Source organism: Tibeticola sediminis (genome assembly GCF_003843835.1).
Taxonomy (GTDB): domain Bacteria; phylum Pseudomonadota; class Gammaproteobacteria; order Burkholderiales; family Burkholderiaceae_C; genus Tibeticola; species Tibeticola sediminis.
Genome location: NZ_RKQL01000006.1, coordinates 55,512 through 75,115, shown reverse-complemented (window position 1 = coordinate 75,115; position 19,604 = coordinate 55,512). Strand labels below are relative to the sequence as shown.

19 protein-coding genes and 1 pseudogene are annotated in these 19,604 nt (G+C 67.5%); 9 read left to right on the top strand and 11 right to left on the bottom strand.

What is annotated here, in order from left to right; all coding sequences use genetic code 11:
* Window positions 1–40 precede the first annotated feature (40 nt).
* Entirely contained in the window at window positions 41–1,099 is a 1,059-nt protein-coding gene (locus tag EDC62_RS11585) for a CDP-6-deoxy-delta-3,4-glucoseen reductase (protein ID WP_124223941.1), read from the top strand.
* A gap of 367 nt (window positions 1,100–1,466) precedes the next feature.
* Here the strand turns inward: EDC62_RS11585 and EDC62_RS11580 are convergent, their stop codons facing one another.
* Window positions 1,467–1,790, bottom strand: a complete 324-nt coding sequence (locus tag EDC62_RS11580; RefSeq protein ID WP_124223939.1) for a hypothetical protein — start codon at window positions 1,788–1,790, stop codon at window positions 1,467–1,469.
* 175 nt (window positions 1,791–1,965) lie between these two features.
* On the opposite strand from EDC62_RS11580, the pseudogene EDC62_RS11575 reads away from it, so the two are divergent.
* Window positions 1,966–2,944, top strand: a pseudogene (locus EDC62_RS11575) (Bug family tripartite tricarboxylate transporter substrate binding protein).
* Between the two features lie 62 nt (window positions 2,945–3,006).
* Here the strand turns inward: EDC62_RS11575 and EDC62_RS11570 are convergent.
* A complete protein-coding gene (locus EDC62_RS11570) occupies window positions 3,007–3,807 on the bottom strand; it encodes a LytR/AlgR family response regulator transcription factor (RefSeq protein ID WP_124223937.1) in 801 nt (266 codons plus the stop codon).
* Complete coding sequence (locus tag EDC62_RS11565; protein ID WP_425469995.1) at window positions 3,800–4,765, bottom strand: sensor histidine kinase; 966 nt, start codon at window positions 4,763–4,765, stop codon at window positions 3,800–3,802. The genes EDC62_RS11570 and EDC62_RS11565 overlap by 8 nt, the downstream gene beginning before the upstream one ends.
* 418 nt (window positions 4,766–5,183) lie before the next feature.
* Here EDC62_RS11565 and argH point away from each other — a divergent pair, with 418 nt between their 5' ends.
* Window positions 5,184–6,635, top strand: a complete 1,452-nt coding sequence (argH, locus tag EDC62_RS11560; RefSeq protein ID WP_124223933.1) for an argininosuccinate lyase — start codon at window positions 5,184–5,186, stop codon at window positions 6,633–6,635.
* Between the two features lie 176 nt (window positions 6,636–6,811).
* On the opposite strand, the gene EDC62_RS11555 is transcribed toward argH, so the two are convergent.
* Genes EDC62_RS11555 through EDC62_RS11545 form a run of 3 tightly spaced genes read right to left on the bottom strand, consistent with a single transcriptional unit; the run spans window position 6,812 to window position 9,124 of the window.
* Window positions 6,812–7,564 carry an NADPH-dependent F420 reductase gene (locus EDC62_RS11555; protein WP_124223931.1) on the bottom strand — a complete coding sequence of 251 codons (753 nt, stop codon included), beginning with the start codon at window positions 7,562–7,564 and terminating at the stop codon, window positions 6,812–6,814.
* Window positions 7,488–8,351 (bottom strand): SDR family oxidoreductase, encoded by an 864-nt coding sequence (locus tag EDC62_RS11550; RefSeq protein ID WP_124223929.1) that lies wholly within the window; start codon window positions 8,349–8,351, stop codon window positions 7,488–7,490. The genes EDC62_RS11555 and EDC62_RS11550 overlap by 77 nt, the downstream gene beginning before the upstream one ends.
* A 2-nt stretch (window positions 8,352–8,353) precedes the next feature.
* Window positions 8,354–9,124: a type 1 glutamine amidotransferase domain-containing protein gene (locus EDC62_RS11545; protein ID WP_124223927.1), complete on the bottom strand. Its 771-nt coding sequence runs from the start codon at window positions 9,122–9,124 to the stop codon at window positions 8,354–8,356.
* A 106-nt stretch (window positions 9,125–9,230) separates the two neighbouring features.
* Here EDC62_RS11545 and EDC62_RS11540 point away from each other — a divergent pair, with 106 nt between their 5' ends.
* The 6 genes from EDC62_RS11540 (at window position 9,231) to EDC62_RS11515 (ending at window position 15,427) form a co-directional block, all read left to right on the top strand.
* Window positions 9,231–10,112 carry a LysR family transcriptional regulator gene (locus EDC62_RS11540; RefSeq protein WP_124223925.1) on the top strand — a complete coding sequence of 294 codons (882 nt, stop codon included), beginning with the start codon at window positions 9,231–9,233 and terminating at the stop codon, window positions 10,110–10,112.
* Window positions 10,113–10,208: 96 nt separating this feature from the next.
* The gene (locus EDC62_RS11535; RefSeq protein WP_124223923.1) at window positions 10,209–10,742 is read left to right on the top strand and encodes a C40 family peptidase; all 534 of its coding nucleotides are present in this window, start codon (window positions 10,209–10,211) and stop codon (window positions 10,740–10,742) included.
* A 141-nt stretch (window positions 10,743–10,883) separates the two neighbouring features.
* A complete protein-coding gene (locus EDC62_RS11530) occupies window positions 10,884–12,053 on the top strand; it encodes an alpha-hydroxy acid oxidase (protein WP_124223921.1) in 1,170 nt (389 codons plus the stop codon).
* A 235-nt stretch (window positions 12,054–12,288) separates the two neighbouring features.
* Complete coding sequence (gene dinB / locus EDC62_RS11525; RefSeq protein ID WP_124223919.1) at window positions 12,289–13,566, top strand: DNA polymerase IV; 1,278 nt, start codon at window positions 12,289–12,291, stop codon at window positions 13,564–13,566.
* Entirely contained in the window at window positions 13,566–14,402 is an 837-nt protein-coding gene (locus EDC62_RS11520; protein ID WP_124223917.1) for a sulfite exporter TauE/SafE family protein, read from the top strand. The genes dinB and EDC62_RS11520 overlap by 1 nt, the downstream gene beginning before the upstream one ends.
* Before the next feature lie 155 nt (window positions 14,403–14,557).
* Complete coding sequence (locus tag EDC62_RS11515; RefSeq protein WP_124223914.1) at window positions 14,558–15,427, top strand: enoyl-CoA hydratase-related protein; 870 nt, start codon at window positions 14,558–14,560, stop codon at window positions 15,425–15,427.
* A gap of 263 nt (window positions 15,428–15,690) precedes the next feature.
* Here the strand turns inward: EDC62_RS11515 and queF are convergent, their stop codons facing one another.
* From queF to yaaA, 5 genes are all read right to left on the bottom strand, one after another.
* Complete coding sequence (queF, locus tag EDC62_RS11510) at window positions 15,691–16,590, bottom strand: NADPH-dependent 7-cyano-7-deazaguanine reductase QueF (RefSeq protein WP_124223912.1); 900 nt, start codon at window positions 16,588–16,590, stop codon at window positions 15,691–15,693.
* Window positions 16,587–17,519, bottom strand: a complete 933-nt coding sequence (locus EDC62_RS11505) for an alpha/beta fold hydrolase (RefSeq protein WP_124223910.1) — start codon at window positions 17,517–17,519, stop codon at window positions 16,587–16,589. Before EDC62_RS11505 ends, queF begins: the two co-directional genes overlap by 4 nt.
* Window positions 17,520–17,529: 10 nt before the next feature.
* Window positions 17,530–17,718 (bottom strand): hypothetical protein, encoded by a 189-nt coding sequence (locus tag EDC62_RS11500; protein WP_124223907.1) that lies wholly within the window; start codon window positions 17,716–17,718, stop codon window positions 17,530–17,532.
* Window positions 17,719–17,856: 138 nt separating this feature from the next.
* Complete coding sequence (locus EDC62_RS11495; protein ID WP_124223905.1) at window positions 17,857–18,735, bottom strand: 2OG-Fe(II) oxygenase; 879 nt, start codon at window positions 18,733–18,735, stop codon at window positions 17,857–17,859.
* 11 nt (window positions 18,736–18,746) lie between these two features.
* Window positions 18,747–19,523, bottom strand: a complete 777-nt coding sequence (gene yaaA / locus EDC62_RS11490; protein ID WP_124223903.1) for a peroxide stress protein YaaA — start codon at window positions 19,521–19,523, stop codon at window positions 18,747–18,749.
* Window positions 19,524–19,604: the final 81 nt, after the last annotated feature.

The following is a 19,604-nucleotide window of genomic DNA, read 5'->3' as shown; positions in this document are numbered from 1 at the left end:
GCTGGGGCTGCCCAGCGTTGCACTCGAAGGATACCCAAACATGCCTTACACCATCACCGTTGAGCCCAGCGGGCGCTCGTTCGAGGCGCGCGAGGCCGAAACCATCCTCTCGGCCGCGCTGCACCACGGCGTGGGCCTTCCCTATGGTTGCAAGGACGGGGCCTGTGGCTCTTGCAAATGCAAGCTGCTCGACGGGCGCGTGGTGCACGGCCCGCATCAAGAGAAGGCCTTGTCCGCCGCGGAGGAGGCACAGGGCTATGTGTTGACCTGCTGCGCGGTTGCGCAAAGCGACGTCGTGATCGAGTCCCGGCAGGTCACGGCCGAAGGACTTCCCCCGATCAAGAAAATGCCCGCGCGCGTCGTCCGGCTCGAGCGGCTCGCCAGCGACGTCATGCGCCTCGAACTGCAGCTGCCGGCGGGCGATGCCTTCACCTACCTCGCGGGCCAGTACCTCGACATCCTGCTGCGCGACGGCACGCGTCGCAGTTACAGCATGGCCAACGCACCCCACACGCTGATGCGCACCCTCGAAGGGTCGAGCACGCCCGTGCCGGTCGCCGAGTTTCACATCCGGCACATGCCCGGGGGCAAGTTCACCGACCATGTGTTCGGCGCGATGAAAGAGCGCGAAATTCTGCGCGTCGAAGGACCGCAGGGCAGCTTTTACCTGCGCGAGGAATCTGACCGGCCCATGGTGCTGCTCGCATCGGGCACGGGCTTCGCCCCAATCAAAGCATTGATCGAACATCTGCAATTCATCGGCAACACCCGTCCCGCAACCCTATATTGGGGCGGCCGTCGCCCGGCCGACCTGTACCTGGACGCCTGGGTGCGCGCGCAACTGCCGACCACGCCTTGGCTGCGTTACGTGCCGGTGGTGTCGGACGCGCAGCCCGAAGACGCCTGGACGGGGCGCACCGGCTTCGTGCACCGTGCCGTGCTCGAAGACACGCCGGACCTCAGCGGCCACCAGGTCTATGCCTGCGGCGCGCCCATCGTCATCGAGTCGGCCCGCCGCGACTACCTGGCCGCGGGTCTGCCCGAACAGGAATTCTTCGCCGACGCCTTCACCACCGAGGCGGACAAGGCGGCTGCGTAAGTCATGGCTGCCGCGCGCATCCACCATCGGGCCCGCCCGTGGCGGCACGCGGCTGCAGCCGTGCTGGGTGTCAGTTGGGCCCTCGCCAGCCACGCCGAGAGCCCCATGCTCACCGACGACGCCGGGACGTTGGACGCCGGTGGCTTCAAGATCGAGGCTCGCCACACCTGGGATGCGCTGGCCCGCAGCGAGGAGCTGGCCTTTGGCTTTGCGCCCCTGCCCAAGGTGGAACTGGGCCTATCGGCCGCCTCCGAGCGCGATCGGACAAACCACCCCGCAGACACCGCCCAAGTGCGCGGCCTCTCCGTGAAGTGGGTGCCGCTGCAGAGCGAAACCGGCCTGAGCCTGGGCGTGCTGCTGGACTCTATCAGTGCCGACGTTGGCGGTCGTGCTTTTGCTTGGCGATGTGGCGGCTGGCGCGGTTTTGCTCGTGGGCGAGGTGACGGCGCTCTGCCGGGGTGACCACGCCGTCGGCCTTGGCGCGGGTTTCCGTCCGCTCGATGCGGGCTTGCTCCGCCTCGAGGCGCTGCGTTTCGCGCGGCGTCAGCTGGCCCGAAGCCACGCCTTGGGCCATGCGCTGTTGCTGATGGGCTTCACGCTGGTCCACCCGAGGCGTCGCCGGTTGCGCAATGGTGCTGCCGGCTGCTGCGAAGGTGGCGGTCAAGAACAGCGTCCGCAGAAGTTGGTTCATCGTGGGCTCCTTCCAATAAATCAGAGTGTTGGATCGTGAATCGACGGCGACCAAGCGCCTGTCCGACCACACCCCAGCAACGCCAACCGAGGCGTTGCCGATGACCCCAAGAACGTAAAGCCGGGTAAGGGATTGTTGCGATGCGCCGCCAGCGCGTCGGGGTGAGAATCTCGGTATGAAACGTCGATGCCTGCTCCAGAAAGCCGCCTGCGCGTCCCTCGGATTGAGCGTCCTGCCCTGGTCCGCGGCCGACAGCGGCAAACCCCTGCGCCTCATCGTTCCCTATGCGCCCGGTGGGCCGATCGACACCACGGCGCGGGTGCTGGCCGAGCAGGTCAAAGGCTCACTCGGGCCGGTGGTCATCGAAAACCGGCCCGGCGCGGGTGGCAACATCGGCGCCGATGCGGTGGCCAAAGCAGCGCCCGACGGCTACACCATCGGGATTGCGGCGGTGGCGACCCATGCCATCAACCCTTGGCTGTTCGCGAAAATGCCCTTCGACGCCGCGCGCGACTTCGCCCCCATCACGCAAATGGTGCGCGTGCCCAATGTGCTGGTCATGAATGCGGCGACGGCCGAGCGGCTGCGCATCCGCAGCGTCAGCGACCTGGTCGCCTATGCCCGCTCCCGCCCGGGCGAGCTGAACTACGGCAGCGGCGGCAACGGCAGCGCCGGGCACCTGGCCGGGGAATGGTTCAAGCGCGAGGCCAAGATTTTCGTGGTCCACATCCCCTACAACGGCGGTGCGCCGGCGCAACTGGCGTTGCTGTCGGGCCAGGTCGACTTCAACTTCGACAACCTCGCCACCGCCGCGCCCAACCTGAGCGCAGGCAAGATCCGGGCACTGGCGGTCACGACGGCGCAGCGCAGCCCCCCTGCTGCCCGACGTTCCCGCTCTGGCCGAGACCCTGCCAGGCTTTGCGATCGATACCTGGTGGGGGCTGGTCGCCCCCGCGGGCACCCCGCCCGAGCGCATCGCGCAGCTCAACACCGCCTTCGTCGCTGCGCTCAACGACGCGCAGGTGCGCCAGCGCTTTGCACGCCTGATGGCCGAGCCGGTGCCGAGCACGCCGCAAGCCTTTGGGGCCTTCATGCAAGCCGAACGCGCGAAATACGAGCGCATCGTGCGCATGACGGGGGCTCGGGTCGACTGAACTGAACCGCAGCATTTTCGAGAGAAATTGCCCGGATCCCAGCGCGAAACGGTGCTCTTTAGCTATTGTTTTTGCACTTTTGCGACCGCTTCGAGGGCCTCGCGGACGCCGCCGAGTTGTCGACGCGAGACCTGCAGGCGCTCCTCCAGGCCGTCGAGCCGCACCCACCAGAGCTCGTCCCATTCGGCGTCAGGCGCGCGCTCGAGCGCACGCAAGGCATGGCGAGCCACCAAAGCGTTTCGGTGCACCCGCAGGAAGTAGTCGCCGTGGTGTTGTTCGAGCTCGCTGAGGCTGCCCTCCGCGATGTAGCTGCGCTGCGCGGTGCGCAAGGTCAAATATTTGAGTTCGGCCTTGACGTAAAGGACTTCGTGGATCGGCACACGCTCGACCCGGCCCCGCTCGTGCACCAGCAAGGCTTGCGCTGCGGGCGCCGGCGCGCGCCGCTCGGACGACTGAGGGGGCGCAGGCTGGCGCGATCGCACCTTGCGCAGCGCCATCGACAGCCGCTCCGCGCGAACGGGCTTGGTGAGGTAGTCGAGCGCTTCGACGTCGAAGGCATCGAGCGCATGTTCACTGTAGGCGGTGACGAAAATCACGGCGGGCGCACTGCCCGCCTCGCGCCACTGGCGCGCGAGCGCGAGTCCGTCGGTTCCGGGCATGTGGATGTCGAGCAGCACGCAGTCAAAACGCCGCTGCGCGAGTAAAGCGGCTGCGGTAGCCCCGTCTGCGGCTTCGGCGGCGACTTGGGCCGCCGGGTCGGGGCAAGCCTCCACCAGCCGGCGCAGCCGCGCGCGGGCCAAGTCCTCGTCGTCCACCAGCAAAACCTGCAACGGTGCCGATGCTGCCTCGATGCCTTCAGCCATGGGGGCCTCCCGTGGCCATGGGCTCTGCTGGGATTTCGATGCGCACGCGGTAGCGCCCGTCGACCAGGCCCGCATCGAAGCCCACCTCGACATCATGCAGCAGCGCCAAGCGCGAGCGCACGTTTTCGAGCGCGATGCCGTTGCCCGCTGCGCCCGCGCCCCCCGGCAAGCTGTTGACGAGGGTGATGACGACCCGCCCACCCCGGCGCTCGGTGCGCAACTCGATCTCGGCGCCCGTGGGGCTGGGCTCGACCCCATGCCGCACCGCGTTTTCGATCAAGGGCTGCAGCAGCAGCGGCGGCAGCGCCGCGCCTTCGGCCGCAGGGTCGAGCGACCAGCGAATCTGCAAGCGACGCCCAAAGCGCACCTGCTCGATTTCGAGGTAGCGGCGCGCCAGTTCCAGCTCGCGCGCCAGCGGAACCGCGCCCTCGGGCGACTGCAAGCCCAGCCGGAACAACTCGGCCAGGTCTTCGAGCACGGCCTCGGCCCGCGCCGGCTCGTCGCGCACGAGCGCGATGGCGGTGTTGAGCGTGTTGAACAGAAAGTGCGGCCGGATGCGTGCCTGTAGTTCAACCAACCGCGCCTGCACGTCCGCGGGCGAACGAGCCCGCGCGCGCCAAACCAGCGCGGCGACGAGCTGCGCGGCCATCATCGCGCCAGCGAGCGCACTGGCCAACCACGGCACGGACGTTGCAAACCCAGCCAAGGCGAGCAAGCCGCATCCGTAGAGGCCCATGAGCGCGCCCAAAGCCGCGCCCGCCAGGTACTGCCCTGGTAATGTCAACCGCGCCAAAGGTCGCTTGAGCATGCAGGCCACGATCAACCAAGCCAGCGTCGCGGGCAAGACCGCCCCCGTGGCCATCGAGAAGCGCCAGAGCCAGCCCATGAGGTCGCGCGACTCGAACATCACCATCACCGCCGTCCACGCCTCGACGGCCAGCACGGCACGCAGCACCACGCCGGTGCGGCAAGCGTCGAAGACCAGTGGGCCGCCGTTGCTCGCTCGGCCTGGGCCTGCTGCATGCGTGGCCCGAGGGCTAGGGCAACGCTGAACAAGTCCCTCGCGCGCCGCGCATCCCGGCTGCGGGCGGTCTGCGTCGTTGCAAATCCTCGCCATAGCTTGGGCTATGGCTGCGGTTTGCGCCTCGCATCCCATCCCGCGGCCGGGCGCGCGCCATCGCAGGAACTTATTCAGCATTGCCCTAGGGGTCGATAGAATTTGCGCTTCGCTCATCCGGATTCGGCTCGTGTGGCTGGCAATTATTGGCGACATCCCCGCGCGCCGCCACCGCGTCGAGCCGCCTGCACGTGGCGGCCCGGCCATCACCCGCCGGCCCGCATCGGTCCCTCCCCGCTCCTATCCCGCGATTCCACGCATGTCACAAAACCAATTCGACAAGAAGTCCCAGGCCTGGTCGGCGCTGTTCTCCGAGCCGATGAGCGATCTCGTCAAACGCTACACCGCGAGCGTGTTCTTCGACCAGCGCCTATGGCGCGCGGACATCGCCGGCAGCCTCGCACATGCCGAGATGCTCGCCGCGCAAGGCATCATTTCAGCCGCCGATTGGGCCGATATCCAGCGTGGAATGGCGCAAATCCGCTCCGAAATCGAGAGCGGCGCGTTCGAGTGGAAGCTCGACCTCGAAGACGTACACCTCAATATCGAGGCGCGCCTGACGCAGCTCGTCGGCGACGCGGGCAAGCGGCTACACACCGGCCGCAGCCGCAACGACCAAGTGGCGACCGACGTGCGGCTATGGCTGCGCGATGAAATCGACGCGATTGGCGCCTTGCTCGAAGAACTGCAGCGCGCACTGGTCGACGTCGCCGCCGAGCATGTCGACACCATCATGCCGGGCTACACGCACCTGCAGGTCGCACAGCCCGTGAGCTTTGCGCACCATCTGCTCGCCTATGTGGAGATGTTCGCCCGCGACGCCGAGCGCCTGGCCGACGCGCGCCGCCGCACCAACCGGCTGCCGCTGGGCAGCGCAGCACTCGCCGGCACCACCTACCCGCTCGATCGCGCGCGCGTGGCCCGCACCCTGGGCATGGTCGACGAGCGCGGCGAGCCTCAGCTCTGCCAAAACAGCCTCGACGGCGTGAGCGACCGCGACTTCGCGATCGAGTTCACCGCCGCCGCGTCTTTGTGCATGGTGCACATCAGCCGCCTGTCGGAAGAGCTGATCCTGTGGATGAGCCAGAACTTCGGCTTCGTGCAGATCGCCGACCGCTTCACCACCGGCAGTTCCATCATGCCGCAGAAGAAAAACCCCGACGTGCCCGAACTCGCGCGCGGCAAGACTGGCCGCGTGGTGGGCCATCTGATGGGCCTCATCACGCTCATGAAAGGCCAGCCGCTCGCCTACAACAAAGACAACCAGGAAGACAAAGAGCCACTGTTCGACACGGTCGACACGCTCAAGGACACGCTGCGCATCTTTGCCGAGATGATCGGTGGGCAGCTAAACCCCGCGACCGGCCGCAAGGAAGGCGGCATCCGGGTCCATGCCGTCGCCATGGAAGAAGCCGCGCGCAAGGGCTATGCCACCGCCACCGACCTCGCCGACTACCTGGTCAAGAAAGGCCTGCCCTTCCGCGACGCGCATGAAACCGTCGCCCACGCGGTGAAAGCCGCGCAAAGCCACGCCTGCGACCTCTCCGAGCTGCCGCTCTCCGTCCTGCAAGCCTTCCACCCCGCGATCGGGCCCGATGTGTACGACGTGCTCAGCCTGCGCGGGTCGCTCGACGTCCGCCGCACACTCGGCGGCACCGCACCCGAGCAGGTCCGCGCGCAGATCGAGCGCCACCGCCAGCGGCTGGGCTGAAGGTCAGGCCCCAAGGGCAACGCTGAACAAGTCCCTCGCGCGTCGCGCATCCCGGCGGCGGGCGGTCTGCGTCGTTGCAATTCCTCGCCATAGCTGCGGCTATGGCTACGGTTTGCGCCTCGCATCCCATCCCGCAGCCGGGCACGCGCCATCGCAGGAACTGATTCAACGTTGCCTTAACCACGGCGCAACAGGCCGAAGGCGAACTGGCGACCGTATCCCTGCTTGAGCGCCAAATGGATCCAGGTCATCGCAAACGGCTCCAGGTAGCGCGCGGCCATGAGCGGCCCCAGATCCACGGCATCGAAACCGATCAGCGTGGCCAGCGCCATCACACGCTGGCGGGCGTCGGCATCGTCACCGCAGACCGGCATCATCGGCACGCCGTCCGGGTAGTGGCTATCCGCCATGTTTTCAGCGCCGGTGGTGTTGAAAGCCTTGACCACACGCGCGCCCTTGGCCAGTTTGGCGAGTTCCTCGGCGCCCGACGTCGTGGTGCCGACCAGCAGCCCGTTCAAGCCCGGGGCCAACGGATTGGTGGCATCGACCAGGATCTTGCCCTGCCAGTCGGACACGCTTTGCGCGATGACGGGCAGTGCCGCATAGGGCACGGCCAGGATCACGACATCGCTGGCGTCTATCGCCTGCGCAGTGGTGGTCACGCGGGCGCGATCCCCCAAGGCGGAGACTGCGTCCCGATATTTGCCGGGATCCGGCACGCCAAAGACCACCGACTCTCCGCGCCGGGTCAGAGCGCTGCCCAGCGCCATGCCAACGTTGCCGGCACCGATGATGGAAATGCTCATGTCTTTCTCCTGGGTCGAACGTGGATGGGAAGTTGGAATTGGGTGCTCAGAGCCAGACGCTGCGGTGCTCGGCCACGAAGTCCGGCCATGCCGTCGCGGGGCGGCCCAGCAGGCGCGGAACATCGTCAGTGACCTCGGCGACCCAGCCAGCGGCGATGATGCGGTTCAGGCTCGACATCGCCTGCACCAAGGGCTCGGGCATACCCGCTTGGCGCATGCCAGCCATCGCCTGGTCCTCGCTGATGGGCACCAGCGTCACCGTTCGCCCGATTTCGCGGCTGATGACCGCCAGCGCCTCGGCGTTGGTGAGCGCCTGCGGCCCGGTCAGGGTGTAAGCCCGTCCGGCGTGGTCATCGGGTGCCATCAGAACCCGAGCGGCCACAGCCGCAATGTCCCGTGCGTCGATGAAGGGCACGCGCCCCTCACCTTGAGACGAGTACACCGTGCCCGAGCGGATCATGTCGCGCAGGAAGCTGGTGAAGTTCTGCATGAAGTTCTTCGGACGCAGCAAGGTATAGGCGAGCCCCGAGTCGATGACGATCTGGTCACAGCGGCCTTGCAGGCGGGCAATGGCGATGTCTGACGTCGGGTCTGCACCGGCGCCGGAGACCCTGACGATGTGTTGGACACCTTCAGACCGCGCCGCGTTGACCGCATGCAGAGTCATGGTTTCCATGTCGGGATGCGCCGGCGTGACCAGAAACAGCCGATCCACCCCTTGCATGGCGGACCGGGTCGATGCGGGTTCGAGCAGGTTCAAGGCACGACCTGAGGCCTGTGCGACGGGCTCCCCTTTCGGAGAAGCCGCGATGACCTCGAAATCGGGGGCGTCGTGCAACAGTTGGGCGACCAAGGCCCGGCCAATATTGCCGGTGGCACCGGTAACGAGAACGCGGGGCATGTTGCTCATGTTCAACGCCCCAGCGCTTCGACGACCAGCCGGGCGGTCTCTTCGCCCGAAAAGTTCTGCTGGCCGGTGATCAGGTTGCCGTCGCGCACCGCAAAGCTGCGCCACAGGCCGGCCTGCACATAGTTGGCACCGATGGCCTTGAGCCGGTCCTCGATGCGCCAGGGCATCACATGTTTGTCACGCGGCAGCAATCCATAACTCCACACGGCGTTGTCCGCGTAGTCCTCCTCGCAGTTGGCAAATCCGGTCACGGTCTTGCCCTTGGCGATCAGCTCGCCATCCGACCCTTTGGCGTAGGCCAGCACCGCCACGCCATGGCACAGCGCTGCGGCGACCTTGCTTGCGGTATGGAACTCGGCGAACTTGGCATGCAGATCGGTCGCGTGCTCAAAGGTAAACATCGGCGCCTGGCCGCCAGCCACCACGATGGCGTCGAACGCGGCGACGTCGACGTCGGCCACCTTCTTCGTGTGGTCGACCAGCGCCTTGAGTTCCGGCGTGTGGATGAAACCCTGGCTGATCAAATCGGCTTTGCTGTAGCCGCTGGGGTCGTTCGGGTCGCTCATCGCGTCGGCTTCGCACGCGCCGCCGTTCGGGCTGAACAGCTCGACCTCGTAACCGGCCTCGGTGAACACGTGGTACGGGTGGGTCAACTCGCTCCACCAGAAGCCTACCGGCCAGCCGGTGGTGCTCGAGACAGCAGGGTTGGCAATCACGATGGCGACGCGCTTCTTGGCGTTGGGGTTCAGGACGTTGGGGTCTTTGAGGCTCATGGCGATCTCCCGGAAAGTTGAAGAGGAAACGGAACGCAGTCTCTTTCGTTTCCGAATTCAGATAAATCGCTCAGAATGCGAATCTCTGTTGTCGCAAACAACAACAATGGAACTCAGTCACCTCGAAACCTTCGTCAAGGTCGTACAGACCGGCAGCTTTACAAGGGCGGCCGAGCAGTTGCGCAGCCAGAAAGCGCAGGTCTCGCGTGTCGTCAGCCAGCTCGAGGCCGAATTGGGCGTGCGCCTGCTCGCACGCACGACCCGTTCGCTCTCACTGACTGAAGTCGGGCGCGAGTTTTTTGAACGGGCGGTCGGCATCCTGGGCGCAGCCGACGAGGCGCGACGCGCGGTGCAGCACGCGCAGGGTGAGCCGCGAGGGACCTTGCGCCTGACCTGCGGCGTCGAATTCGGCCTGCTGGCGGTCAACGGCTGGGTGCGCGACTACTTGCGGCGCTACCCCGCGGTGGCCGTGGACCTCGAAATGACCGGGCGGGTGGTCGACATCGTGCACGAGGGCTTCGATCTGGCGGTGCGCGTGGGCCCATTGGCCGACTCGACACTGGCCGCACGCAAGCTGGGCGAACTGCATTACGGCCTGTACGCGGCGCCCACTTATCTGCAGCGCCACGAGCCACCGTGTCACCCGCAGGACCTGGCGCAGCGCGCGCTCATTCGCTTCTCGGGCTCACGCTTGCGCAGCGTCTGGGTCTTCCACCGTGGCGCCGAAACCCAGCGCATCGATCCGACGCCGCGCCTCAACGTGAACAACAGCCTCGCCGTGCGCGACGCCGCACTCGACGGCCTGGGCATCGCGCAGCTGCCCCAGCTGCTGGCCGAGACCGAAGTCGAAGCCGGCCGCCTGGTGCCCGTGATGACGGACTGGGCCTTGCCCTCGGCCCCCGTCCATGCGGTGTTCGCAAGCGCGCGCTACCTGACGCCCAAGGTGCGCAGCTTCATCGACCTCGCGATCGACGCCTTTGCACGATGATTCACCGCCTTCACGTATCAAAAACCCCTCGATGCCGGCATGAAATGGTGTTCCTCTGCTATTCTTTTTCGACTGCCTGAAACGGCGGAAAGCACCATGCCGCAAAGAGAGCCCGCCGCCCCCGAGTCCGACACACGCCGTCGTGTGCTGCGAGCGGCCGCGGCGCTCGGCGTGGCCGCGCTGCTCGCCGCCTGCGGCACGCGGCCGGTGCGCTCGCCAGAGCCCGCACCCGCGGTACCCGTGTCCGCACGCCTGAGCGAGCACGAGGCGCAGCAAGTGGTGATCGCCGCGCTCGGCCTCGTCGGCACGCCGTACCGCTACGGCGGCAACACGCCCGAAGGGGGTTTCGACTGCAGCGGCCTGATCGGCTACGTCTACCGCAACGCGGCCAGCCTCAGCCCGCCGCGCACCGTCGCCGCGCTCGATGGCTGGGGCCAAGCCGTGCCAGCCGAAGACCTGCGCGCGGGTGACCTGGTGCTGTTTGCCAATGGCGGCCCGCCAACGCACGCGGGTATTTACGTGGGCGACAACCGCTTCGTGCACGCGCCCTCGAGCGGCGGCCAGGTGCGGCTGGACCGCCTCGACGCGCGCCACTGGGCGCGCCAGCGCATCAGCTACCGGCGACCCTGAGGGGCTGAGAGGCCGAGAGGGCAGCATGGCCCCAGAGTCGGTCCGTCATTTTTTTCAACACGCGCGAGCCCAATTTCAGTTGGGGCTCTGGGCGGGCGCGGCTAGCATTCGGGCCATCGACCCAGACACACGAGGAGCACCATGCCGACCATCATCACCAACGTCGAAGACCTGCGCGTTCTGGCCCAAAAACGCGTGCCGCGCATGTTCTACGACTATGCCGACTCCGGCTCCTGGACCGAAAGCACCTACCGCGCCAACAGCGCCGACTTCCAGAAAATCAAGCTGCGCCAGCGCGTGGCCGTCAACATGGAGAACCGCTCCACGGCGACCACGATGGTGGGGCAAAAGGTGGCGATGCCGGTGGCACTGGCGCCCACGGGCCTGACCGGCATGCAGCATGCCGATGGCGAAATCCTCGCCGCGCGGGCCGCGCGCAAGTTCGGCGTGCCGTTCACGCTTTCGACCATGAGCATCTGCTCGATCGAAGACGTGGCGCAGCACGCGGGCGAGGGTTTCTGGTTTCAGCTCTATGTGATGAAGGACCGCGGCTTCATCGAACGCCTCATCGACCGCGCCAAGGCGGCGAACTGTGGCGCGCTGGTGCTGACGCTGGACCTGCAGATCCTCGGCCAGCGCCACAAAGATCTGAAAAACGGTCTGTCCGCGCCGCCCAAGCTCACGATCAAGAACATGATCAACATCGCCACCAAAGCGCGCTGGGCCTTGGGCATGGCGGGCACGAGGCGGCGCCAGTTCGGCAACATCGTCGGCCATGTGCAGGGCGTCTCCGATATGGCCAACCTCGCGGCCTGGACGGCCGAGCAGTTCGACCCCGCGCTCAACTGGGGCGACGTGGAATGGATCAAGAAGCGCTGGGGCGGCAAGCTGATCCTCAAGGGCATTCAGGACGTGGAGGACGCCCGCTTGGCCGTGCAGTCAGGGGCGGATGCACTCATCGTCTCCAACCACGGCGGCCGCCAGCTCGACGGCGCGCAGTCGAGCATCGAGGCGCTGCCCACCATCGTCGACGCGGTCGGCAAAGACATCGAGGTGCACATGGACGGCGGCATCCGCAGCGGCCAGGACGTGTTCAAGGCGCGCGCGCTCGGCGCCCGCGGCACCTACATCGGCCGCGCCTTCCTCTACGGCCTCGGCGCCATGGGTGAGGCCGGCGTGACCAAGTGCCTCGAAATCATCCACAAAGAACTCGACCTCACCATGGCCTTCTGCGGCCACACCCAGATCGACACCGTGGGCCTGGACGTGCTGCTGCCGGGGACTTACCCGACGCCGCTGCGCGCGGGATGAGGCAACGCTGAACCAGCTCCTGGATGACCCGCGAGCGGCTGCGGGATGGAATGGGAAGCGCGTACCGCAGCGCCAGCCCAGCCAGCAGAGCAGCGCCTCGACGACACCGCGGCGCGCAACAGCACCTGCCCGCTGCCTTCGATGCACGCACCGCTGGCCTTGAGCGCCGCTTCGAGCCGCCTCCCTCTGCGAGGCAAGCCACGGCCTCGCGCGCACTGTGCCACAGCCTTGCCCTATGCTCCAGGGTGTGAGCCCGCCCGCCCTGCCCCGCCGCATCGCGCACCTGGACATGGATGCGTTCTACGCCTCCGTGGAGTTGCTGCGCTACCCGCAGCTCAAGGGCCTGCCGGTGGTGATCGGTGGGGCGCGGCGGCGCGCCGATGATGCGCTGCTGCAGGCACATGCGGGCTTGCCGCTCTCAGAAATTCCGGTGGCGGCCTTTCCGCGCCTCAAGGAATACACGGGCCGCGGCGTCATCACCACCGCCACCTATGCGGCGCGCGCCTTCGGCGTGGGCTCGGCGATGGGCTTGATGAAGGCGGCCCGGCTGTGCCCCGACGCCATCCTGCTGCCGGTGGATTTCGACGAATACCGGCGCTACTCGCGGCGCTTCAAGCAGGTCATCACCGAGATTGCGCCGGTGATGGAGGACCGCGGCGTCGACGAGGTCTACATCGACTTCACCGACGTGCCCGGTGGCCAGCGCGAGGGCGGGCGGGTGCTGGCGCGGCTGATCCAAAAGAGCATCTTTGACGCCACGGGCCTGACCTGCTCGATCGGCGTCGCACCGAACAAGCTGCTGGCCAAGATGGCGAGCGAATTTCGCAAACCCAATGGCATCGCCATCGTGCAGCCCGAAGATCTGCAGACGCTGATCTGGCCGCTGCCCTGCCGAAAGATCAACGGCGTGGGCCCAAAAACTGCGGCTCGGCTTGCGGCGCTGGGCATCGAGACGATCGGCCAATTGGCCGCGTGCGAGCGGGCCTGGCTCGTCGAGCAGTTCGGCGCGAGCCACGGCGCCTGGCTGTTCGATGCCGCCTGGGGCCGCGACGACCGCCCCGTCGTGACCGAGAGCGAGCCGGTGAGCATCAGCCGCGAAACCACCTTCGAGCGCGACCTGCACGCCGTGCGCGACCGCGAGGCGCTGGGCGCGATCTTCACGCGGCTGTGCGAGCAGGTGGCCGAAGACCTCGTGCGCAAGGGTTATGCCGGCCGCACCATCGGCGTGAAGCTGCGCTATGCCGACTTCCGCCGCGTCACCCGAGAAACGACGCTGGAGCACGCCACCGCCGACGCGGCGCACATCCGCCGGGTGGCGGGCCTGTGCCTCAAGCGTCTGGACCTCACCCAGCGCTTTCGGCTGCTGGGCGTGCGCGTGGGCTCGCTGCAACCGCTGACGGCGACCTCGGCGCCAGGCGCGGGCAGGATTTCTGAAACAATTCGGCCGGACCCCGGCGTCAATCGGTCCGATGCTGCTCCTAAGACCGAAGCAATCACACCTTCCTTGTTCTGATGGATTTCGCCAGCCTCGCCCCTGCCATCCTTGCCCTCGCCCCCACCCTCGCCCTGGGCGCGGCGGTGGGCCTGGTGATGGCGCTCACCGGGGCGGGCGGTGGCATTCTGGCGGTGCCGCTGCTGGTGTTTGGCCTGCATCTGCCGCTCGCGCAGGCGGCGCCCACGGGGCTGATTGCGGTAGGCACGGCGGCGGCGCTGGCGGCGGCGCTGGGCCTGCGCGAAGGCATCGTGCGCTACCGGGCGGCCGGCTTCATGAGCGCGTTCGGCATGGCCATGGCGCCGCTGGGCGTGTGGCTGGCAGCACGCCTGCCCGCCACGCCCATGCTGCTGGGCTTTGCCGCGCTGCTGCTTTTCGTTTCCTGGCGCAGCCTGCGGCCGGCACCTCCCGAGGCCGCGCAGACCGAGGGCCACATTCCCTGCCGACTCAACCCCGCTGAGGGCCGGCTGCGCTGGACCCCGCGCTGCGCGCGCGCGCTCGCGGCGACGGGACTGGCTTCGGGCCTGCTCAGCGGGCTGTTTGGCGTTGGCGGCGGCTTCGTCATCATCCCGGCGCTGCAGCAGCTGAGCAACCTCGACCTGCGCAGCATCCAGGCCACCGCCCTCGCCGTGATTGCCCTGGTCTCGGCCAGCGGCGTGGCTGCCGCCGCAGCCAGCGGCGCGCTGCCCTGGGCTGTGGCGCTGCCTTTTGGGGCGGGCGCGGTCGCGGCGCTGCTGGCCGGTCGCGTGCTGGCCAAGCGTCTGCACACCGGACATCTGCGCCGCGCGTTTGGCCTGCTCACCCTGATCGTCGCAGCCATGATGATCGCGCGCGCCTTGGGCTGGACGCTGCGTTGAAGCGACTCCCAAGGCCCGATATTCGACGGCGCACGCCGCGCCAGTGACGCGAGCTAGACGCACCGCTCTGATCCCGGGCGGCGGGTGCGCTTACGATCGACTCCGTGCCCGTGCCGGGCCGGTTTCAACTTTGCTTTTCTCCGGAAACACCGACCATGACATCCAACGCCACCCCTGCCACGCCTCCTGTGTTGAGCTGCTTTGCGCTCAGCGTGGAGCAGCATGTCGCCCACTTGGTGCTCAACCGGCCCGAGGCGCTCAACACCATGCACCCGACCTTCTGGCGCGAGCTCGACGCCGCGCTGTCCTGGCTGCACATGAGCCCGGCCGCGCGGGTGCTGGTCATCAGCAGCACGGGCAAACATTTCTCGGCGGGCATGGCGCTCGAAACCTTCAGCGGTGCCATCACGCTCGACGAGCGGACGGCCGAGGGCCGCGCGGCGATTTTCGATTTGCTCTCAGACATGCAGGCCACCTTCACCAAGCTCGAAACGCTGCGCATTCCGGTGATCGCCGCCATCCAGGGCGGCTGCATCGGCGGCGCGGTGGACATGGTGACGGCCGCGTGCATTCGCTACTGCACGGCCGATGCCTTCTTCTGCGTGCAAGAAATCAACATCGGGATGGTGGCCGACGTGGGCACGCTGCAGCGGCTGCCCAAGCTGATCCCGTTGGGCATCGCCAAAGAGATGGCCTACACCGGACGGCGTATGGGCGCACAACGCGCGCTGGCCTGCGGGCTGGTCAACGAAGTGTTCGAGACGCAGGCCGCCATGCTGGACGCGGCGCTGCAGTGCGCCGCCGAAATCGCCAGCAAGCCGCCGGTGGCGATCTGGGGCAGCAAGCAGGCGCTGCACTACGCGCGCGACCACTCGGTGGAAGACAGCTTGCGCCAGATGGGCTGGCTGCAGTCGGCCGTGTGGAGTTCGCCCAACGTGCGCGAAGCCATCATGGCGATGCAGCAAAAACGCAGCCCCGACTTCCCCGACCTCGCGCCGCTCGCGCGCTTTGCGGACCAAGGCTGAGGCTGAAGTTGCCCGCGCCGTCGATTCAACCTAAATCCGGCAGTTGACCGCTTTTCGCGAAAAGCAAGGTGTTGATGTTTCATCAAGTTTCGGTGCGGAGGCCGTTCACCGCTTGGGTGAGCGCTGCGCAACCGTTCGAGCCGCCCCCGGGCCCGAGGGCGGCCCGCACGGGCGCGGTCAACTGCCGGATTTAGGTTCAATGGCTCACGCGGCCGACCGGGCAGCCGCCCTGAACGACCGAGATCGCGTTGCGGCCTCTCGCCCTACTGCCGTGCCGTGCGCACGTTGGCCGGCAAGGGTGCGGGGTGGCTGCTGCGCCAGGGGTTGATGTCGAGGCCGCCGCGACGGGTGTAGCGGGCGTAGACGGTGAGCTTGGCGGGTTTACAGCGGGTCCAGAGGTCCATGAAGATGCGCTCGACGCATTGCTCGTGAAACTCGTTGTGGTTGCGAAAGCTCACGAGGTAGCGCAGCAGGCCCTCTTGGTCGATTTGCGGCCCGCTGTAGTGAATTTGCACGCTCGCCCAGTCGGGCTGGCCGGTGACGAGGCAGTTGCTCTTGAGCAGATGGCTCACCAGGGTTTCTTCGACGGGCTGTTCGTCGAAGGCGGCGCGCAGCAGTTCGGGCGCGGGGGTGTCGTGCGTGCATTCGACGTCGAGGCGGTCGAGGCTGAGGCCATCGAGTTCATGAATGGGCTGCGCGTCGAACGCCTCCGGCCCGAGCAGGCGTACGCCCACGCTCGCGCGTACCGGTCCACCCTGCCAGACGGCCGCGCTCAAGTCCTCGCGCAGGCGCGTGCGCACGGCCTCGGCATCGTCGAAGCGGGTGTTGTTGTAGCTGTTGAGGTAGAGCTTGAAGGACTTGCTCTCGACGATGTGGGTGCTCTCGGCCGGCACGGTGATGTGCGCGATGGCGACCTGCGGCTTGCCGCGCGGGTTGAGCCAGGAGACTTCATAGGCGGTCCAGAGGTCGGCCCCGCCGAAGGGGGGCGCACCGGTGATGCCGATCTCGGCACGCTTGGGCGCGCGCGGCAGCGGAAACAGCAGGCTCGGGTCGTAGCGGTCGCAGTAGCGCGCCGGCTTGCCCAGCGGCGACTGCTCGGGCCGCAAGTCCTGCGCGGCCGGGGAGGAAGACTCAGACGGATGCTTCGATGGGGATGGGTTCATGGATGGGCTCCTTCGGTGGCGCCGGGGCGCTCGGGGCTGGCCGCGCGCAGGTGTTCGATCAGGGCGGGCAGCACGCGCTCGACCACGCCGCTGGGCAGGTCGTGCCCCATGCCCTCGATGCCGAGCATCCGCGCGCCGGGAATGCGCCGCGCGGTGTCGAGGCCGCAGGCATAGGGCACGAGCGGATCGGCCTTGCCGTGGATCACGAGCGTCGGCGCACGGATGCGGCCAAGCCGCTCGGCGCGGTCCACGTCGCCAATCACCGCCGCCATTTGCCGCAGCGTGCCCGCTGGGCTGTGGCTGCGGCGCACGCTCGCGAGGATGCGCGCGCGCAGCTCCGCCTCGTCGACATGGAAGTCGGGGCTGCCAATGGCGGTGAAGATGCGCAGGTAATGCTCGACCAAGTCGAGCGGCGAGCCGCTCGGTGGGCGCTGCAACAGCGACTTGAGAATGCGCGAGTCCGGCCCGGGCAGGCCGCGCGCGCCGCTCGAACTCATGATGCTGGTGAGGCTCAGCACCCGCTCTGGGGCGAGCAAGGCCACGCGCTGCGCAATCATGCCGCCCATGCTCATGCCGACGACGTGCGCGCGCGCGATCCCCAGCGCATCGAGCACGCCGAGGGCATCGCGCGCCATGTCCTCGAGGGTATAGGGCGGCCGCGGCTTGAGGCCCAGCCGATGCTGCAGCCCCACCCACAGCAGGTTGGGCACGCCCAACGCGTCGAGATGGGTGGACAAGCCCGCGTCACGGTTGTCGAAGCGCACGACCCGAAAGCCCGCGTCCTGCAAGCCCTGCACCAGCGCCGGCGGCCAGTCGGTGAGCTGCAGCCCCAGGCCCGAGATCAGCAGCACCACCGGCCGCTCGGCCTGCGTGCCGTCGGCGCCACTGTCCTCGACTTCGAGCTCGAGTCCGTTTGCTTTTATTTTCATAGCATTCAACCTAAATCCGGCAGTTGGGCGCGCCTGGGCGGGTCGTCATCGGGCGCGCGGGCAAGGCGCAAACCGCAGCCATGGCGGGTGCCATGGCGAGGATTTGCAACGCCGCCCCCGCGCCCGAGGGCGACTCGAACGGGTGCGCAGCGTTCACCCAAAAGGTGAAGGGCCTGCGCACCGAAAATTGCTGAAACATCAACACCTTGCTTTTCGCGAGCAGCGGTCAACTGCCAGATTTAGGTTCAATGACCATTTCACGCCGGCATATGGCGAGAAACCTTCAAAAAGATACCCACCAGACGCCGCGGTGGCGACCGCAGGCCGCCTTGGCCACTCAATACGGCCGCTCACGCAGCCACTTGGTCGCAATCCACTTCTCACCCTCAAGCACGGGCGCGCCGCCGTGCAGCGTGCGCGTGGCGGGGTGGGGCATGGGGTAGCTGAAGAACACGGCATTGCCCCGCCGCGGCGCGACCGCAATGCCCGCGTCGGGGAAGGTGGTGGCGCCGCCGCGCAGCGGCTCGTCGAGGTACATCACGAGCGTGCCCACGCGCTGCCCGCCGTGTTCGGTCAGCCGCGCCGTGCCGGGGGCGGCAGGGTCGAAGTAGTCGTAGTGCGGCTTGTATTCGGCGCCCGAGCAATAGCGCAGCACCTGGATGCCCTCACCGTGCTCGACGGGCCAATTCAGCAGCCGCGCAATGCGCGCTTCGATGCGCGCAATCAGCGGGCTTTCGCCGCGCGTGAAGAACATGCCCGCGCTGGTGCGGTCGTCGTTGAGTTCTTCACCGCCGGTGCGCGTGTCCACGGTCATCGAGCGCTTGAGGCGGGGCGCGGCTTCGGCTTTGAGTTGCTCACATTCGTCATCGGACAGGAAGCCGCCGAACACCACCAATCGCGGCAGGGCGACGGTCGTGAGCACCGCGACGCGCCGGTCGCCCGCGTCGATCCAGGTGGGTTCGCCGCGGAGGTCGGGCTCGGGCACGGGGCGGCTGGCTTCGGCGATCAGTGTGTCAACGGCCACACCTTGGTCGCGCAGGTGCTCGGCCAAGGTTTGCTCCAGAGCCGCCACCGCCACGTCTTCGGCCCAACCGGCGGCGCGCATGGCCTGCAGCAGCGCGGGCAGCTCGCAGCCAGCCTCGGCCTGCGCAATGATCCACTGACGCAGTTCGGGCGTGATCGAAGCGGAAGTCGACGCCGAGGTGAAAGCCGCCATGCCTCCGCCCTTTATGCAGCCACCCGGCGGCGGAACACCAACCGGTCGGGGGTCGATGCCTCGGGCGCGTAGCCATAGCCGTCGAGGTCGAAGCCCTCGAGCTGCCGCGGCAGCGTGACGCGGTGCGTGATGGCCCAGCGGCACATCAGGCCGCGCGCGCGCTTGGCGAAGAAGCTGATGATCTTGTACTGACCCGACTTCCAGTCCTCGAACACGCACTCGACCACCCGCGCCTTGAGCGCCTTGGCGTCCACCGCCTTGAAGTATTCCTGCGAAGCGAGGTTGACCACCACGGGCGTGGTGTCTGCCGCAAGCCGCTCGTTGAGGTAAGCCGCGATGCGATCGCGCCAAAAATCGTAGAGATCCTTGCCGCGCGGGTTGGGCAGCTTCGTGCCCATCTCCAGCCGGTAGGGCTGCATCAGGTCCAGTGGGCGCAGCACGCCGTAAAGCCCGCTCAAGATGCACACATGCTCCTGCGCCCATTGCAAGTCTTCGAGCGCAAGCGTGCGCGCCGCCAGTCCCTCGTAAACATCACCGTTGAACGCAAGCACCGCCGGCCGCGCGTTCTCCGGCGTGGCCTCGGGCGACCAGGCCTCATAGCGCGCGACATTGAGCGCGGCGAGTTTGTCGGAGAGATCCATCAATTCGGCCACCTCCTGCGGTGAACGCTGGCGCAGCAGGGCAATGAGCTCGGCCGCGTCCTCGGTGAACCGTGGCAGCGTGGCCGCAACGGGCGGGAGCGGAGACTCGAAGTCGAGCGATTTGGCCGGAGAGAGCAAAAACAACATGGCAGGAAGCAAAAAACCGGACGTCGGCGACGCCGCGCGGTGAATTCTGCCTCAGGGCGGGTCGGGCGAGCTCTGCGCTCA

Coding starts and splice junctions, on each gene's coding strand:
- EDC62_RS11585 (WP_124223941.1), top strand. CDS start 41: ATGCCTTACACCATCACCGTTGAGCCCAGCGGGCGCTCGTTCGAGGCG.
- EDC62_RS11580 (WP_124223939.1), bottom strand. CDS start 1,790: ATGAACCAACTTCTGCGGACGCTGTTCTTGACCGCCACCTTCGCAGCA.
- EDC62_RS11570 (WP_124223937.1), bottom strand. CDS start 3,807: ATGGCTGAAGGCATCGAGGCAGCATCGGCACCGTTGCAGGTTTTGCTG.
- argH (WP_124223933.1), top strand. CDS start 5,184: ATGTCACAAAACCAATTCGACAAGAAGTCCCAGGCCTGGTCGGCGCTG.
- EDC62_RS11555 (WP_124223931.1), bottom strand. CDS start 7,564: ATGTTCCGCGCCTGCTGGGCCGCCCCGCGACGGCATGGCCGGACTTCG.
- EDC62_RS11550 (WP_124223929.1), bottom strand. CDS start 8,351: ATGAGCAACATGCCCCGCGTTCTCGTTACCGGTGCCACCGGCAATATT.
- EDC62_RS11545 (WP_124223927.1), bottom strand. CDS start 9,124: ATGAGCCTCAAAGACCCCAACGTCCTGAACCCCAACGCCAAGAAGCGC.
- EDC62_RS11540 (WP_124223925.1), top strand. CDS start 9,231: ATGGAACTCAGTCACCTCGAAACCTTCGTCAAGGTCGTACAGACCGGC.
- EDC62_RS11535 (WP_124223923.1), top strand. CDS start 10,209: ATGCCGCAAAGAGAGCCCGCCGCCCCCGAGTCCGACACACGCCGTCGT.
- EDC62_RS11530 (WP_124223921.1), top strand. CDS start 10,884: ATGCCGACCATCATCACCAACGTCGAAGACCTGCGCGTTCTGGCCCAA.
- dinB (WP_124223919.1), top strand. CDS start 12,289: ATGCTCCAGGGTGTGAGCCCGCCCGCCCTGCCCCGCCGCATCGCGCAC.
- EDC62_RS11520 (WP_124223917.1), top strand. CDS start 13,566: ATGGATTTCGCCAGCCTCGCCCCTGCCATCCTTGCCCTCGCCCCCACC.
- EDC62_RS11515 (WP_124223914.1), top strand. CDS start 14,558: ATGACATCCAACGCCACCCCTGCCACGCCTCCTGTGTTGAGCTGCTTT.
- queF (WP_124223912.1), bottom strand. CDS start 16,590: ATGAACCCATCCCCATCGAAGCATCCGTCTGAGTCTTCCTCCCCGGCC.
- EDC62_RS11505 (WP_124223910.1), bottom strand. CDS start 17,519: ATGAAAATAAAAGCAAACGGACTCGAGCTCGAAGTCGAGGACAGTGGC.
- EDC62_RS11500 (WP_124223907.1), bottom strand. CDS start 17,718: ATGTTTCAGCAATTTTCGGTGCGCAGGCCCTTCACCTTTTGGGTGAAC.
- EDC62_RS11495 (WP_124223905.1), bottom strand. CDS start 18,735: ATGGCGGCTTTCACCTCGGCGTCGACTTCCGCTTCGATCACGCCCGAA.
- yaaA (WP_124223903.1), bottom strand. CDS start 19,523: ATGTTGTTTTTGCTCTCTCCGGCCAAATCGCTCGACTTCGAGTCTCCG.